Annotated in this window: 11 protein-coding genes; 10 read left to right on the top strand and 1 reads right to left on the bottom strand. The window is 61.1% G+C overall.

Annotation, left to right across the window (positions count from 1 at the left end):
- Positions 1-137 precede the first annotated feature (137 nt).
- The 6 genes from pilG (at position 138) to AU182_RS00765 (ending at position 11,224) form a co-directional block, all read left to right on the top strand.
- Positions 138-533, top strand: coding sequence for a twitching motility response regulator PilG (gene pilG / locus AU182_RS00790; RefSeq protein ID WP_010132439.1), 396 nt, complete (start codon positions 138-140; stop codon positions 531-533).
- 235 nt (positions 534-768) lie between these two features.
- Positions 769-1,131, top strand: a complete 363-nt coding sequence (pilH, locus tag AU182_RS00785; protein ID WP_066959431.1) for a twitching motility response regulator PilH — start codon at positions 769-771, stop codon at positions 1,129-1,131.
- A gap of 18 nt (positions 1,132-1,149) precedes the next feature.
- A complete protein-coding gene (locus AU182_RS00780) occupies positions 1,150-1,692 on the top strand; it encodes a chemotaxis protein CheW (RefSeq protein WP_066959429.1) in 543 nt (180 codons plus the stop codon).
- Between the two features lie 268 nt (positions 1,693-1,960).
- The gene (locus tag AU182_RS00775; protein WP_066959427.1) at positions 1,961-4,138 is read left to right on the top strand and encodes a methyl-accepting chemotaxis protein; all 2,178 of its coding nucleotides are present in this window, start codon (positions 1,961-1,963) and stop codon (positions 4,136-4,138) included.
- Between the two features lie 134 nt (positions 4,139-4,272).
- Positions 4,273-10,668 carry an Hpt domain-containing protein gene (locus AU182_RS00770; RefSeq protein ID WP_066961875.1) on the top strand — a complete coding sequence of 2,132 codons (6,396 nt, stop codon included), beginning with the start codon at positions 4,273-4,275 and terminating at the stop codon, positions 10,666-10,668.
- 64 nt (positions 10,669-10,732) lie between these two features.
- Positions 10,733-11,224, top strand: coding sequence for a chemotaxis protein CheW (locus tag AU182_RS00765; protein WP_066959425.1), 492 nt, complete (start codon positions 10,733-10,735; stop codon positions 11,222-11,224).
- A 129-nt stretch (positions 11,225-11,353) separates the two neighbouring features.
- Here the strand turns inward: AU182_RS00765 and AU182_RS00760 are convergent, their stop codons facing one another.
- A complete protein-coding gene (locus AU182_RS00760) occupies positions 11,354-14,035 on the bottom strand; it encodes a penicillin-binding protein 1A (protein ID WP_066959423.1) in 2,682 nt (893 codons plus the stop codon).
- 418 nt (positions 14,036-14,453) lie between these two features.
- Here AU182_RS00760 and AU182_RS00755 point away from each other — a divergent pair, with 418 nt between their 5' ends.
- Genes AU182_RS00755 through AU182_RS00740 form a run of 4 tightly spaced genes read left to right on the top strand, consistent with a single transcriptional unit; the run spans position 14,454 to position 17,271 of the window.
- The gene (locus tag AU182_RS00755) at positions 14,454-15,530 is read left to right on the top strand and encodes a pilus assembly protein PilM (RefSeq protein ID WP_066959421.1); all 1,077 of its coding nucleotides are present in this window, start codon (positions 14,454-14,456) and stop codon (positions 15,528-15,530) included.
- A gap of 3 nt (positions 15,531-15,533) precedes the next feature.
- Entirely contained in the window at positions 15,534-16,124 is a 591-nt protein-coding gene (locus AU182_RS00750; protein WP_066959419.1) for a PilN domain-containing protein, read from the top strand.
- 2 nt (positions 16,125-16,126) lie between these two features.
- Positions 16,127-16,747 (top strand): type 4a pilus biogenesis protein PilO, encoded by a 621-nt coding sequence (locus AU182_RS00745; RefSeq protein ID WP_066959418.1) that lies wholly within the window; start codon positions 16,127-16,129, stop codon positions 16,745-16,747.
- On the top strand, positions 16,744-17,271 hold the full coding sequence (locus AU182_RS00740; protein WP_066959415.1) for a pilus assembly protein PilP: 528 nt from the start codon (positions 16,744-16,746) through the stop codon (positions 17,269-17,271). Before AU182_RS00745 ends, AU182_RS00740 begins: the two co-directional genes overlap by 4 nt.
- Position 17,272: the final 1 nt, after the last annotated feature.

The following is a 17,272-nucleotide window of genomic DNA, read 5'->3' as shown; positions in this document are numbered from 1 at the left end:
CTGCGTCTGCTGGCCGCGCGTCAACAGTTTGCGACGATCGGACCCCGTAATGAGGTTGCACATAAGGGCGCCGCCGCGGTTACACAACAATATCCAACGGCGCTCGAAAATAAGTAAAGGGGATTTGGGAACACACTATGGAGCTCAACTGGGAAAGTCTCACCGTGATGGTGATTGACGACAGTAAAACCATTCGTCGCACCGCGGAAACGCTGCTGCAGAAAGCGGGTTGTGCGGTTGTTACCGCCACCGATGGCTTCGACGCACTGGCGAAAATTGCTGACTCGCGTCCGGATATCATTTTTGTCGACATCATGATGCCGCGTCTCGACGGCTATCAGACCTGTGCATTGATCAAGAACAACAGCGAGTTCCGCAGTACGCCGGTGGTCATGTTGTCCAGTAAAGATGGCCTGTTCGACAAGGCCAAGGGCCGCGTTGTGGGCTGTGACCAGTATCTCACCAAGCCATTCAGCAAAAGTGAGCTATTGGGTGCGATTTCTGCCCACGCCAAGCCGCATCACGCCGCTTGAGGTGGGGTTCTCGCTGAAAGCGTGAAACCTTTGGCAAAAATCGCGTAGACTTGGGCGTCTTGCATGGCGCCCTCTCGGTCTGCCTTCGTGGTAATGCCGGGGTGCGCAATAGTCAGCAAATTTAATAACAAAGCGTTTGGCCGCACGCGCTGATGTGCAATGCGGTCGCTAGCAACAACAATTCGCCTGGCGGGGATCCGATGCCAGCGCGGAAACACTATCTCGGGGGAGAAAGATGGCCAGAGTGCTTATCGTCGATGATTCGCCAACCGAAACTCACAAACTGACCACCATTCTGGAAAAGAATGGCCATGCCGTATTGACCGCCACCAATGGTGAAAACGGCGTTGATGTGGCGCGCGAAGAGCGTCCCGATGTGATCCTGATGGATATCGTCATGCCGGGCCTGAATGGCTTCCAGGCTACCCGCCAGCTGAGCAAGAATGACCAGACCAGTGGTATTCCGGTAGTGATTGTGACCACCAAGGATCAGGATACCGACCGCGTCTGGGGCATGCGCCAGGGTGCGCGCGCTTACCTGACCAAGCCGGTTGATGAAGGCAAACTGCTGGTTACCATTGAGGAGGTGTTGGCCTGAGGCCGACGTTGAGTCCTCGTGCATTCATCTCTAACCCCTTATCTCGCGCTGGTTGATATCGCCAATCGCGCAAAGGCGCAGGCGCAGGGGCTGCCTGCCCGTCAGGAGGTCAAGCCTTACTGGACGGGCATCGGTTTTTCCCTGCTCGGGCACCGCTTCGTCGCCGCCATGGAGGATGTGGTGGAACTGTTGGAAGTTCCGCAATACACCTTCATACCGGGGGTTCAGCCCTGGGTGCGCGGTGTGGCCAATGTGCGCGGCCGACTGTTGCCGCTGTTCGATATGGCCGTTTTCTTTGGCGGCCACCTGAGCAGCCCTCGCCAGCGCCGTCGCGTGCTGGTGTTGGAGCGGGATAAGGTCTACGCCGGCTTGATCGTCGACGAGCTGCACGGGATGCAGCACTTGGCGCTCGAATACGGAAAGATGCCGCCGTCCGATCTGACCGAGCCGTTTGCGCCCATGGTCAGCGGTCAGTTCCAGTTGCAGCAGGGTCGCTGGCTGGTTTTTGATCTGCAGGCGCTATTAAGTGACTTTCAATTTGCAGATGCCGCGGCTCATTGAGTCGCGGCTTTCTGCTTTCTGGTGTCCGTTGAATCGGGCACGCCACTGCAAATATGGAGTGGCAACTGAGGTGGAGCGCCGTCTGTGCGTTAAACCCTTTGCAACAGCGGTTTTCCGCCGCTGAAGCAAATCGCAACCGGCATTGCCCGGTTGCACAGGGGGTGCCCGCGTTTGTCGGGTAGCAAGAGATGTGAAGCCACGGGGCTTCAAACTAGTGGTAATAACAAGAATTGGCCTGAGGCACACACAGGTCCGCCAGGAGTAAATTATGAAAACAGGCTCCCAGAGTTCATTTTCCGCGTTGCGCAGTAACCCTGCCGCGCTGTTTATGGGTTTACTGGTACTCGCCACACTGGCGGGGCTGATCGTCAGCATCTATTTGGTGCAGAGCCACGCTGACCGGGACCAGGAATACCTTGAAGACGTGGCCGAGTTACGCGCCCTTTCTTATCAGCTGGTGTCCTACGCACCAGCGGCGACCGCCGGTGACGAGCAGGCATTTGCCGACCTTGAAAACACCGTCAACCAGATGGCGGCGACCTGGAGCACACTGCAGGGCATGGAACCGGGCAGCCGCCGCGCGCTGGAAGAGGAGCTGGCCAATTACGGCCAGGTGTGGCGTCAGCTGCGCGAGCAGGCGGACACCATTATCGGTAACAAGGACTCGATCATCTTCCTGAACGATGTGGCCAGTACCCTGAACGACTCCCTTCCGGAGCTGCAGGCAGAGCACAACAACATCGTGGAAATTCTGCTGGCCAACAACGCGCCGGCCAACCAGGTTGAGCAGGCCCAGTTGCAGGTATGGCGCGCCGAGCGTATCGGGCGAAACATCGATAAGATGCTGCAGGGTGGTGACGACGCGGAGTCCGCGGCGGACCAGTTCAATACCGATGCCAGCCTGTTCGGTAAAGTGGTTGAGGGCATGAAAGGCGGTGACGTGGTGATGGGTATCTCCCGCGTGACCGATACCGAGGCCCGCGAGTCGCTGGAAGAGATTACCGAGCTGTTCGAGTTCGTGAGCTCCTCCGTACGTGAGATCTTCGAAGCCACTCCGGCCCTGTTTGCCACGCGTCAGGCCGCCGACGGTATTGCCACCTCCTCCCCGCTGCTGCTGGAAGCGCTGTCTACCCTGAATGACCGCATCGTGAGCCTCTCCAGTGAGCGCCAGCCGAACAACCAGACCATCGCCATCATCGCCGGTGTGTTCGTACTGTTGATCTTCGGCATGATGGTTACCGCGTTCTCCGGTACCCGTCGAACCCTGAAGGAAGAGACCGAAACCAACGAGCGTAACCAGCAGGCGATTATGCAGCTGCTGGACGAGCTGGCGGACCTCGCCGATGGTGACTTGACCACCTCGGCAACGGTAACCGAGGCCTTTACCGGTGCGATTGCCGACTCTATCAACTACACCATCGACCAGCTGCGTGTACTGGTATCCCGAATCAACGGCGCTGCACAGGAAGTATCCTCCCTGTCTCAGGAAACCCAGCAGACCGCCCTGCACCTGGCCGAGGCCTCTGAGCACCAGGCCCAGGAAATTGCCGGGGCTTCCGCGGCCGTAAACGAAATGGCCGTGACCATTGACCAGGTATCTGCCAACGCCGCCGAATCTGCCCAGGTAGCAGAACGCTCGGTACAGATCGCAAGTAACGGTGCCAAGGTGGTACAGAACACCATTAAGGGCATGGACACGATCCGCGAGCAGATTCAGGACACTTCCAAGCGAATCAAGCGACTGGGTGAATCTTCCCAGGAGATTGGTGACATCGTTAGCCTGATTAACGACATTGCCGACCAGACCAACATTCTGGCATTGAACGCGGCGATCCAGGCCTCTATGGCCGGTGACGCCGGTCGAGGCTTCGCGGTGGTTGCGGACGAGGTTCAGCGCCTCGCAGAACGTTCCGCGGCAGCAACCAAGCAGATTGAAGGCCTGGTAAAAGCGATTCAGTCGGACACCAACGAAGCGGTTGTTTCGATGGAATCCACCACCACCGAGGTGGTGCGCGGTGCCCGCCTGGCCCAGGACGCGGGTGTTGCCCTGGAGGAGATCGAAACGGTATCCACCAACCTCGCATCCTTGATCCAGAACATCTCCAACGCGGCACGCCAGCAGGCCTCGTCCGCGGGTCACATCTCCAACACGATGAACGTGATTCAGGAAATTACCTCGCAGACCTCTGCCGGTACCCAGGCGACGGCACAGTCCATTGGTAACCTTGCACAGACCGCCTCCGCACTGCGCGATTCCGTTGCCGGCTTCAAACTGCCCAGCAATGACGATGTGGATGGCGAGAGCGATCTGTACGATGGCGATCTGGCCGAGCTTTCCGAAGAGTTCCCGATGCTGGAAGACGATACCGCTGACGGCGTTGCCGCCGAGCAAGACGGCCTCGCAGCGCTCTCCGAACGCGAGCGCGACGAGCGGGCCATGGCCTGATCCGCACCTACTGATAACGACAACAAAGCGGACACCGCTGGGGCTCGCGGCCCCGCGGTGTAAAGCAGCAGATGGGTGGCGTCGCGGTTGAACGCCGCCTGTCAGCGAGCAACCTGAATTACCGAGGACTTGGCGTGAGTCGCGACAATCCCAATTTTGTAGCCCTGGATTGGCTGATAGGCGAAATCAACGAGACGCTGGCCCAGGCGCGCCAGCACCTGGAAACCTTTGCCTCGGATTCCTCCGCCGCGGAGTCGGCTGGTGACTCTTCCAGCCTGCTGAAAAACTGTCTTGAACTGATTCACCAGGTACACGGCAGCCTGCACATGGCAGAGCTGACCGGTGCCGCCATGCTGGCCGAAGAAATGGAGCAGCTGGTGCAGGCGCTGGCCAGCGGCGAGGTGGAGAACAGCGATGAGACGCGCGAGTTCCTCATGCGCGCGCTGCTGGAACTGCCGCTGTATCTGGAAAAAATTGCCTTCCAACGCCGTGATAACCCGGTACTGTTGCTACCCCTCCTGAACGATCTTCGTGCGGTCCGTCGTGAGCGCCTGATTACCGAGGGCGCACTGTTCGCGCCGGACCTCAGCGCACTGGAGCACGCCTCTGGCAAGCGTCAGCCCCTGCTTTCCAACAACGACAAGTTGCAGGAGCTGGTGGTCAAGCTGCGCAAGATGTACCACGTTGCCGCCGCTTCCCTGATCCGCGATGTAAACAGCGGCGAAAGCCTGGCCTACCTGAACAAGGTCAGCGAGAAAATGTCGCTGCTCTACAGCGGCAGCCAGCGTCAGCATCTGTGGGACGTATTGCAGGGCCTGCTCGAAGGTATCGCCGATCACCGCGTCAACGTATTGCCCGCACTGCGCCAGCTGCTGCGCCGCATCGATGTGGAATTCCGCCTGTTGCAAGGCCAGGGCGCACGCGTGCTCGACCTGCGCCCGGATCACGACCTTATCCGCAACCTGCTGTTTTACGTTTACCTGTGTGGTCCGAACGGGCCGCGCAGCCAGGCCCTGTACCAGAAATATGCCCTCGATCGGGCCGTTCCCGGCACCCCGCGCCCGGATACCGAAGACGCTCTGGCCATGGGGCCGGAGGCCATGGGTACCGCCGTCACCGCGCTGCGCGAAGAGCTGGCGGGTGTACGTGAGGCACTGGACCCCAGTATTACCAACGGCGAGCGCCCGCCACTGGCCGACACCGCTGTGGTCGCCAAGCGTATCGCCGACACCCTCGGTGTGCTGGGTCTGGAAAACCAGCGCATCCGTGCACGCAGCATTTACGAATACCTGCGTGACGCATCCCGCAGCCAGGCCCCCGACGATCTGCTGATGCAGGCTGCCTCCGAGCTGGTGCAGCTGGACTCCGGACTGGCGGCTGCCGCCGAACGCGACAAGCACATTGACAGTGAATCACCGTTGATGGGCGAAGCTACCGGGCAGGTGCTGCGGGAAGCGCGCATTGGCCTGGAAACCGTCAAGGAGGCGGTGGTCGAATACATCGCCAGCCATTGGGATGCCGGACATCTCGCCCAAGTGCCGAAGCGCCTGCAGGAAGTCTGCGGCGGGCTCGACATGGTGGGTTACCAGCGCGCCGCGGAGATTGTTGGTGCGTGTAAAAGTTATATCTCGGAGCGTCTGATCAATGCCGGCGATCAGCCGGACTGGAAGTTGCTGGACACCCTCGCCGATGCGGTGACCAGCGTCGAGTATTACCTGGAGCGCCGTGCCGACGGCATCGAAGATGCCGATATGCTACTGGCGCTGGCGGAAGACAGCGTAGCCACCCTGGGCTATGCGGTGTCCGACAGCGAAGGTGCCGCGATTGAAGAGGCACCGCAGCCATTTGCCGAAGCGCCCGTCGAGCCGCAGGCACCGGCTGCCGACGAAGCCGATGAGCAAGCTGCCCTCGACAGTTTCGAATTCAGCCTGGATCTGGATGAGGTCGATGCACCGGCGCAGAGCGAAGCTGTGACTCCGGAGGCCCCGGTCAGCGAGGATCCGCTGGCCAGCCTGTCCGAATCCCTGATGGGCAGCGACGCGCAGGACAACGCAACGGCAGCGGCGGACGACGCGCCGTCGCTGCTCGAAGAGAGCTGGTTCGCGAGTGACAATGACGCGGCGGAGTCCACCGAACCGGATCATGCCGTGGCAAGTGCCGCTGAGCCCGCACCGGTGCTGGAAGAGGACGACGATACCAGCATCATTGACGATGAAATCGTCGAGATTTTCCTGGAAGAAGCGGGCGAAGTGCTGGAGACCATCGGCGAATACTTCCCGCAGTGGGCGGCAAACTTTGATAACCAGGATGCGCTGGTGGAATTCCGGCGCGGCTTCCACACCCTGAAAGGCTCCGGCCGCATGGTGGAAGCGCTGGAAGTGGGTGAGCTCGCCTGGGCCGTGGAGAATATGCTGAACCGGGTGATCGACGAGACCGTCAAACCCGGTCGCGGCCACGTACTTCTGATCGAGCAGGTGGTGGCCAAGCTGCCATCCATGGTGGACGGCTTCCGCACCCGCACCGGGGACCCGGATCCCGCGCGCACGGCACAGCTTGAAGGCTGGGCCAAGCAGCTCTCCCGCGGCGAAGTGCCGGAAGAATTACTGGCATCCGCCAGCGCCGATGCGCCGGCACAGAGTGCGCCCGTCGAGCCCCAGTTCGAGGACACCAGCGAAGCGGACGACAACGCCCAGCTGTGGGAAATCTTTGCCCAGGAGGCGGAGACTCATCTCGCCACGGTGACGGACTTCCTCAACGAAATGGAACGCGCCGCGCCGCTATACGGCATTCCCTCCGATCCGCTGCACCGGGCCCTGCATACCCTGAAAGGTTCCGCGCACATGGCGGAAGTCACCCAGGTCGCCGAGTTGATGGCGCCGCTGGAGCGCTTCGCCAAGGAGCTGCGCACCTATCAGGTGGCTATCGACAGCGACATTTTCGAACTGATCAGCGATGCACGCCGCTATGTGCAGGCGGTGATTAACCAGATCTATAACGCCGAGCCGCTGCATGTTGAGCGCAGCGAGCAGTTCCTGGCCCGTGTCGCCGAGTTGCAGGAGCGTGCCGTAGGTCACCTGATCCGCGAGCGCGAAGCCAACGAGCCAAAAGCAGTCGACCCACAGTTGCTGGCGGTCATCATGGCCGACGGCATGAAGGTGCTGCTGGACGCGGACGAAATGCTCAATCAGTGGCGCGCACACCCGGGCGACAAGTCGATCCTGCTGCCGGTCGCCGAGGAGCTGGATACCCTGCAACAGGCTGCCGGCCAGGCGCAGCTGCCCACCTTGCAGGAACTGGCGCAGCTGTTGCTGGCGGTCTACCGCCAGGTGATCGACGGTCACCTGGAGGAGGAGCCGGCACTGTGGGCTGCCCTGGAACAGGGACACAACGAATTGCTGGACCTGGTGGACGCGGTCGCCGCTTCCACCGACCTGCCGCCGGTGAGCGAGGCGGTGGGTGAAGCGCTGCGCTACCTGGCGCAGGGCGACGACGGTGCCGATGAAGAAGACATCGACCTGTCCGAATACGGCATCGACAGCAGCGATTACAGTTTTGTCGAAGATTTGTCGGTGGCTGAACCCGCAGCGACAGACAGCGCAGCATCCACGGTAGAAAGTGAAGACGACGCTCACAGCTTCAGTTTTGACGACCTGGTGCTGGCGGAAACGGCCGCTGCGGATGATGTGGAGGATGCGCCGAGCATCACCCTGACTGAAGCGGAAAACGCTGAGCCCGAGCTCACGGTCGAGTGGCTGGAGTCCGAGCTGTCTGGCGAAGACATCGCCGCAGAAACCCCTGCGGACGAGGTGAGCCTCGAGCCGGCGGCCGACGTCGAGTCGATCGTTGAGGCCGATGCGGATGACCTCGCCGATACCCGCTGGCTGGATGACGCGGTCGCCCAGGTGGACCACGTCGAGACGGTGGACCCTGTGGAGATGGCCGAGCCGGTCGTTGTCTCTCCTGAGCCCGAACCCGAACTTGCGGCAGCCGCCTCTGCCGGCGATATCACCGACGCACAGCGCGCGCTGCTGAGCGATATTGACCCGGATGTGGTCGAGGTGTTCCTCGAGGAAGCCGGCGATCTGGTGGATGAGCTGGAAGAGCTGATCCAGAACTGGGAGCAGTCGCCGGACGATCGGGAAGCGCCCGAGGCTCTCAAGCGGGTACTGCACACCTTCAAGGGCGGTGCGCGGATGGCGGCCCTGATGGGCCTTGGCGAAGTCGCGCACCGGTTTGAGACCGTCATTGAGAATATGCAGAGCGGCAGTTCGCCGTCGCCGGAATTTTTCGCCGATGCCCACGGTATCTACGACCGTCTGGCCGCTGGTGTTGAAACTACTCGTGCCTGGTTGAGTGGCGAAGAGCTCGGCCCCTTCTGTGCGCTGCTGGAAACCCGCTGGGCAGACGAGCAGGTGGCCGAAGATGCGAGCCCGGTGGATTACGGGATGGAGTCCGGCGAGGAATTGCCGTCTGCTGCCCATTCCCCGAGCGAGTCCGGGAGCGAGTCCGGGAGCGAAGAGCCCGCCGCCGAACCGGCCGTGCCGACCACCGAGACCGAGGTTGCCGGAAAAGCCCTGGCGGTACAGCCGCAGGCGCCGGCCGCCGCCAGTAATGTGCTGCCGTTTATTCGCAAGTCCACCAATGTGGGCGATCGAGAAGGCGGGCAGCCCCGCAACCAGCCTCAGGAAATGGTCCGGGTTGCCTCGGAGTTGCTCGAAGAACTGGTCAACCTCGCCGGTGAGACGTCCATCTCCCGTGGTCGTCTTGAAGAGCAGGTGGGTGAGTTTGGCCTGGCACTGGACGAGATGGACTCGACCCTGTCGCGCTTGAACGAGCAGCTGCGACGTCTGGATAAAGAGACCGAAGCCCAAATCCTGTTCCGTCAGGAGCAGCTGGCGGAACAGGATGGCGATTTCGACCCGCTGGAAATGGACCGTTACTCGTCCATCCAGCAGCTGTCGCGCTCGCTGCTCGAGTCCACCTCGGACTTGCTGGAATTGAAGCAGACCCTGGGCCACAAGGCGCGGGATACCGAGACGCTGTTGCTGCAGCAGTCGCGAGTCAATACCGAGCTGCAGGAAGGCCTGATGCGCAGCCGCATGGTGCCGTTCTCCCGCCTGGTGCCGCGCCTGCGCCGTATCGTGCGTCAGGTGAGTGCAGAGCTCGGCAAGCAGGTGGATCTGGTGTTCTCCAACGTCGAGGGTGAACTCGACCGCTCCATGCTGGAGCGTATGGTGGCGCCGCTTGAGCACATGCTGCGCAACGCGGTGGACCACGGTATCGAGTCACCGGAAAAACGCCGCGAGGCCGGCAAGGCCGAGCGCGGGCGTATTTCTGTGGCGCTGGCCCGCGAGGGCAGTGAGGTGGTACTCACCATCAGTGACGATGGTGCGGGTATTAACCTGATGCGGGTGCGCGAGAAAGCCATCGAGAGCGGCCTGATGCGTCCGGACGCCGAGCTGTCCAACAACGAAATCATGCAGTTTATTCTGCAGGCAGGCTTCAGTACGGCCGACAAGGTGACCCAGATTTCCGGGCGCGGCGTCGGCATGGATGTGGTGTCTGCCGAGATCAAGCAGATCGGTGGCAGTGTCGTCATCGGTTCGCAGATCGGCAAGGGTACGGAATTCGTGGTGCGCCTGCCGTTTACCGTGTCGGTGAACCGCGCCCTGATGGTACGTGTGGGTGACGACCTGTTTGCCCTGCCGCTGAACACCATCGAAGGTATCGTGCGCCTCAGCCCGTTCGAGCTTGAGCACTACTACCGCACGCCAGAAGCCCGCTTCGAGTATGCCGGCGAGCCCTATCAGGTGAACTACTTCGGCAGCCTGCTGCAATCCAGTGCGCAGCCGCGCCTGGCGGTGGAAGATATGCAGATGCCGGTATTGCTGGTGCGCTCGGAGAACACCGCCATGGCCCTGCAGGTGGATGCCATCATGGGCAGCCGGGAAATTGTGGTGAAGAGTCTCGGGCCCCAGTTTGCCAGTGTGCAGGGTGTGTCCGGTGCTACCGTGACCGGTGATGGTACCGTGGTGGTGATTCTCGATGCCCATGCGCTGCTGCGGAAGCATTCGGCCCTGCTGGCGCGCCCCGAGGCCCCGCTGTTGCAAGACAAGCTGCCTGCGGTGAGTGGCCGCGAGGAGCCGGTCACCCAGAAGCTGGTTATGGTGGTGGATGACTCGGTAACCGTGCGCAAGGTAACCACGCGCTTCCTGGAGCGGGAAGGCTTCCGGGTCATCACCGCAAAGGATGGTCAGGATGCGATTATCCAGCTGCAGGATGTGATTCCGGATGTGATGCTGCTGGATATCGAGATGCCGCGTATGGACGGCTTTGAGGTGGCACGAAATATCCGTTCCAGTAGCCGCCTGCGGGATATCCCGATCATCATGATCACCTCCCGTACCGGTAAAAAACACCGTGACCACGCGCTGTCGCTGGGTGTAAACCACTACCTGGGTAAGCCCTATCAGGAAGAGGTTCTGCTCAGTGCCATCCACGACTTTACCGAAGCGGAGGTGGATGCGTGACGGTCCGGACCTGTGTGAGTAACGAATGTATTGAAGCCCCGGTGGGCAGTGGAGAGGTCAGAGCATGAGTGGAACAGGCGTTGGTACCATGGCCACCACCGAAGTGCCTCAGGAGGTCAGCAGCCTGTTACTGCCTCTGGCAGATGGCCAGCTGCTGGTACCTGTGGAGACCCTGTCTGAAATCATTGCCCTGCAGAGCCCGGTGTCCGCGTTTGATGCGCCGGACTGGTATATGGGGGAGCTGCACTGGCGGGAACAGCGCTTGCCGCTGATCTCCTTTGAGGTGATGCGGGGCAGCCCGATGCCGGTCCTGCGCAGTAATTGCCGTATCGCGGTGCTGAGCAGCGGTAACAGTGAGGGCGACCTGCCATTTTTCGCGGTGGTGCTGCAGGGCACACCCAGGCTGGTGCGGGTCACACCCGAGGAACTGGCGGGCCGCGAAGGCGAGTGTGCCATGGGTGAACTGATGCACGTGGCGCTGTCCGGCGAAGAAGCGGTGATACCGAATCTGGCAGAGCTAGAGGAAGCCTGTCTCGCTTACCGCAGTCGCCGCTGATTTCACGTGATGGATGGGAGCAAGGGTTTTTAACCCCGCGTTCCAGTCGCAAGATTACAGACACAAAAAAGCCGCTCAGTGAGCGGCTTTTTTGTGTCTGTCTGTCCCGTCCTGTAATAGGGGGCGGGGTTAGAAAAGCTCCTCCGGCAGTGACTCCTGGGCCTGCTCATTGTCCCGGCTCGGGGTGCCGCGGCCGTCATCGGAATAAATCGACGGATAGTTGCCGTAGGTTTCCCGCCCGGGCACCCGGTCCGCTCGGAAGATTTCAAAGATACCGCCGCGGGACGTGCGCAGGCCGGTGCGCGGGTTGATGCGCATGGTGACAATATCGTCGGGCTGGGCCAGGTGCCGCTCGGGCAGGCCGTCCAGCGCGGCCGACATAAAGTCGATCCAGATTGGCAGCGCGGCGGAACCACCGTACTCATTGCGACCGATGGGGGTGTTGTCATCGAAGCCCACCCAGGTGCTGGTGGCCAGATGCGGACTGTAGCCGGAGAACCAGGCGTCGCGCGGGCCGTTGGTGGTACCGGTCTTGCCGGCGATATCGCCGCGCTTCATGGCCAGCGCCTTGCGCCCGGTGCCGCGCTTGATCACGTCTTTCAGCATGGAATCCATGATGTAGGCGGTCTCCGGTGACATGGCACGCGGTGCCCGCGGGCGCGCCTGCTCGTCCGTATCCAGTGGTGCTACCGGCAGCGTGCGCAGTTCCAGCGGCTCATCAGCGCCTTCCTCCTGTTGTACCGCCAGCAGGTCGATCGGTTCTGCCTCGGGGATGCGTTCCTCGCCGGCCGCCGGACACTCGTGGCACACAGTGAGCGGTAATGCCTGGTACACGGTGTCGCCATGCACATCCAGCACCTGGTCGAGCAGGTAGGGTTCTACACGATAGCCACCGTTGGCGAATGCGGCATAGCCGCGCACCATTTCCAGCGGTGTGAGTGCCGAGCTGCCCAGGGCGATGGAGAGGTTGCGCGCGAGCTTGCTGCGCTCGAAGCCGAAGCCCTCGGCAAAGGTGAGCGCGCGGTCAATGCCCAGCGCCTGTAACAGACGGATGGAGACCATGTTGCGCGACAGGTACAGCGCTTTGCGCAGGCGGGTTGGGCCGAGGAAGGTGCCGCCATCGTTTTCAGGGCGCCAGACGTCTTCCAGGTTGGTCTGCTCGAAGATGATCGGGGCGTCGTTGATAATACTGGCGGCAGTGTAGCCTTTCTCCAGCGCCGCCGAGTAAATGAACGGCTTGAAGCTGGACCCCGGCTGGCGTGCTGCCTGGGTCACCCGGTTGAAGTGACTCTGGCGGAAATCGTAACCGCCCACCAGGGCGCGGATGGCGCCGTCTTCCGGCTCCAGGGAAACCAGGGCGCCCTGCGCGGCGGGAACCTGGGTCAGGTGCCACTCTTCACGGGGCTGCGGAAGCTCTTCTTCGCGCGCTTGCTCGAGTCCTTCGGGGGTGGCGAAGGGATCGTCGGTGAGCGCAGTCTCCTCCAGGGTTTCCGCCACGGACTCCTGCGCCTGCGCCTGTGCCTCCCGCTGTTCGCGGGCGACCTCTTCCGCCGAGATCACCACGCGACGCAGACGCACCACGTCACCGGGGGCGAACAGCTCGTCTGCGGATTGCAGTCGCGGGCCGCGGGCATTTTCGGAGATGTAGGGGCGGATGTCGCCAAGGCCGTGCTCCCAGGGGATCTCTACCACGCGGCGGTCGCGCAGCTGCACGCTGAGGCTCTGGGGTGCGACCGCGGTCACCACCGCCGGCTCCAGGCCGCCGAGGATGGGGATTTCCTTGAGTAGGTCGACCAGCTGGTCGTTATCTGCCAGCAGCTCCGCATCGAGGCGCTGCTCGGGGCCGCGGTAGCCGTGGCGGCCGTCATAGGTTTCGAGACCGTGCTGCAGCGCCTTGCGGGCGGCGTCCTGCAGCTTGCTGTCGACGGTGGTAATCACCTGGTAGCCATCGGTATAGGCGGCATCACCAAACAGGTCCACGGCCTCCTTGCGGGCCATTTCAGCCACATAAGGGGCGCTCAGGTCCAGGTCGCGGCCGTGATAGCGGGCGGTGACCGGGGCGGTAATCGAGTTTTTATACTGATTCTGGTCGATATACCCCAGGTCCAGCATCCGCTTGAGGATCCAGTTGCGGCGCTGCAGGGCGCGGGAGGGGTTGGCGATGGGGTTGTAGGTGGACGGCGCTTTGGGAAGCCCCGCCATCATGGCCCACTGGGCCAGGTTCAGGTCGTTGATGTCCTGGCCGTAATACACGTGGGCAGCGGCCTGGAAGCCGTAAGCCCGATTGCCGAGAAAGATCTTGTTGATGTAAAGGGCGAGGATTTCGTCCTTACTGAGTTCCTGCTCGATTTGCAGGGACAGCAGGATTTCGTTGAATTTGCGGATGAAGCGCTGCTCCCGGCTGAGGAAGAAGTTACGCGCCACCTGCATGGTCACGGTACTGCCGCCGGACTGGATGGAGCCGCTCGCCACCAGCTGGCGCGCCGCGCGCATCAGGCCCTTGATGGATACCCCGTTGTGGGAGTAGAAGCCGTCATCTTCCGCCGCAAGGATGGCCTTGATGAACATGTCGGGGGTCTGCTCGATGGTAATCGGGCTGCGGCGCTTTTCACCGAACTCACCGATCAGCTTCATGTCCCGGGAGTAGATGCGCAGGGGGGTCTGCAGGCGAATGTCGCGCAAGGTCTCCACCGAGGGCAGCCCTGGCTTCAGGTAGATATAAATGCTGGAAAATGCCATGGCGCCAGCGGCGGCCCCGGCCAGAATCAGCCACAGCAGGGATATCAGGCGGTTGCGGGCTTTCTCGGTCATGAAAATGCTTCTGTGTACGTCTTGATCAATTATGGAACCGCTGAATAAGCCCGCAATGTCTCAGCGTGACCTAAAGGTAGCAGCTGTTAGGCGCGGCTCGCAGTGAATGGCGAGCCCTTTGCAAGAGCTGCAACGCAGCAGATGCTGCCTTCAGGTCGCGCCCGGAGGGGCTTGCAGAGCGATTCACACTCTGCGTTGTGACTTCTTGAAAGGTCTAGACCTTCCTGCGAAGCCACGCCTTGATTGTGAACCGCTCTGTAAGCCTGAGGCATCGCGGGCGTGTTCAGCGGTTCCATTTCGGCACTGTTCGACAATTATACGAAGAATGTGCGCTGTTACCTATGCAAAAGGCGGTTGCGGCGGTAATTTAAAGTGCTATACCATCAAACCTCCATAACCCACGGAAAAGATAAGAAAAATGGGGATGCTCCCTTTTCTCAACAAGGGTCCGAAGGCAATGCTCGGGCTCGATATTAGCTCCACCTCGGTAAAGTTGCTCGAACTGAGTCGCAGTGGCGACAAATACCGCGTGGAAAGCTATGCAACCGAGCCTCTACCCCCGAATGCGGTAGTGGATAAAAATATCAATGATGTGGGGGCCATCGCGGAGGCGATCCGCAAGGTGGTGCGGCGCTCCAAGACCCGCCTGCGCCAGGCGGCCGTGGCTGTGTCCGGTTCTGCGGTCATCACCAAGACCCTGGATATGCCCGCCGACCTTTCCGACGACGCGCTGGAAGCCCAGATTGCGCTGGAAGCAGACCAGTACATTCCCTACCCCCTCGACGAGGTGAACCTGGACTTTGAAGTGCAGGGGCCATCGGAGAAGGGTGAAGGGCAGGTCGAGGTGCTACTGGCGGCCTGCCGCAGCGAGAACGTCGAGCAGCGCGTTTCAGCGCTGGGCGAGGCGGACCTGCAGCCGGGTGTGGTGGATGTGGAGGCCTACGCCATCGAACGCGCCTACACCCTGATGGACAATCAGTTCCCCGCCCAGGAGCAGCTGGTGGTTGCGGTGATCGATATCGGCGCCACCATGAGCGCCCTGTCCGTCATGGTCGACGGCCGCACGGTCTATACCCGCGAGCAGCTGTTCGGCGGTCGTCAGTTGACCGACGAAATCCAGCGCCGCTACGGATTGTCCTCGGAAGAGGCCACGCTGGCCAAGCGCCAGGGTGGCAGCGGTCTGCCGGATGACTACTACCCGGAAGTGCTGGAGCCGTTCCGCGATGCCGTGGTGCAGCAGGTGACCCGTTCACTGCAGTTCTTCTATTCCTCTACCTCCTACAGCGACGTGGACTACATCCTCCTCGGTGGCGGCGTTGCCGCAATGGATGGTCTTGCGGAGCTGGTCGGTCAGAAACTGAATAAGCCCACCATGGTGGCCAATCCTTTCCGGGATATGAGTGTTGCATCCCGCGTCAATCGCCAGGCGCTCGCCAGCGAGGCTCCCTCGCTGATGATTGCCGCCGGCCTCGCGATGCGCGAGCGGGAGTTCTGAGTCATGGCAAAGATTAACTTATTACCCTGGCGCCAGGAGTACCGGGCGCAGAAGCAGAAAGAGTTTCAGCAGGTTGCGGTGCTGGTGGTGATTGCCGCTGGCTTTTCCGTGTTCATGTGGATGAAGACCGTCGATTCGCAAATTGCGAACCAGAACGAGCGCAACCAGCTGCTGAATACCGAGATTACCGCGCTCAATAAGCAGGTGCGTGAGATCAAGGATCTCAAGAAGCGGCGTCAGGAACTGATTGACCGCATGCGCGTCATTCAGGAATTGCAAGGTAACCGCCCACTGGCGGTGCGCTATTTCGACGATATGGTGCGCGCAGCGCCCGAAGGGCTGTGGCTGACGAACCTCAAGCGCTCCGGCAGAACGGTAACGATCTCCGGGGTGGCTGAATCCAATAATCGAGTGTCTTCGTTTATGCGCAGCCTGGACCAGTCCGAATGGTACGAGTCCCCGAACCTGACCGGCGTAACCGCCAAGCCAGAGTTTGGTGAGCAAGCGAGTGCCTTTGAAATGACGGTCAGTGTCAGTGGTCGCAAAAAAGAAGAAGATGATCAGAGCGCTGACGGCGCCAACAGTGGAGCGTAACCGTGGCGCTTGAAGATACTCTCAAACAGCTCCAAGAGCTGGATATCAATGACATCGACTTTTCCCGTGTCGGTGTGTGGCCCCTGGCGGGTCGCATCGCACTGCTGGTAGTGATCGCTGCCGTGCTGGTTGGCGGTGGTTACTTCTTCATGATCAAGGATCGCTACAGTCAGCTGGAGTTTGCGGCCAACAAAGAGCGCGAGCTGTTTACCCAGTTTGAGCGCAAGTCCTTTGAGGCTGCCAACCTGGACGCGTACCGCGAGCAGTTGGCAGAGATGGAGCAGACCTTTGGTGCGCTGCTGAAGCAGCTGCCGAAAGACACCGAGGTCCCCGGCCTGCTGGAAGATATCGACGAATTCGGCCGCGGCAGCGGTCTCACCATTCAAAAGGTGGCGCTGGAAGGCGAGCAGGTGGGTGAGTTCTACGTCGAACTGCCGATCCGCATTGAAGTCCAGGGTGGTTACCACGAGTTTGGTGCGTTTATTAGCGGCATCGCGGGTATGCCGCGTATTGTCACCTTGCACGATTTTACGATCGAGACCAGCAAGGATGGCTCCCACCTACTGAATATGGTGGTGAACGCCAAGACCTATCGCTATAAGGATCAGGGAGAAGAAGGATGAAAAAATACTTCGCTCTGAGTGTTGCACTGCTGGCGCTAGGAGGCTGTAGCCTGGATGGTAGCCACGGCGACCTGCGCCAGAAAATGGCCGCGGTAAAGCACAAGCCCAAGGGCCAGATTGACCCGATCCCCACCTTTACGCCCTACAGCCCTTACGTGTACAGCGCGGCGGCCTTGCGCAGCCCGTTTGTGCGCCCCGTACTGGAGGCTGATCAGCGCCTGGTGGGACGCAAGCTGGATGTGGCCCCGGACCAGGATCGCCAGAAAGAGCTGCTTGAACGGTATCCGTTCGATGCGCTGTCCATGGTCGGTACCTTGTCCCGTGGCGGACAGCTTTGGGCGCTGGTGAATGACGGTGATGGGGGGATTCATCGCATCACCATCGGCAATTACATGGGTAAAAACCACGGGCGTGTGGTCAACGCCTCGCCGGCACAACTCGATGTACTGGAAATTGTGCCGGATGGCACCGGCGGCTGGATTGAACGGCCGCGGGCTCTGACTTTGGAAGATAAGGACAACTAAA

Origin of the sequence: Microbulbifer sp. Q7 (assembly GCF_001639145.1) — a bacterium.
Taxonomy (GTDB): Bacteria; Pseudomonadota; Gammaproteobacteria; order Pseudomonadales; family Cellvibrionaceae; genus Microbulbifer.
Note: the sequence above shows the minus strand (reverse complement) of the source record. Positions and strands in the feature narration are given on the sequence as shown.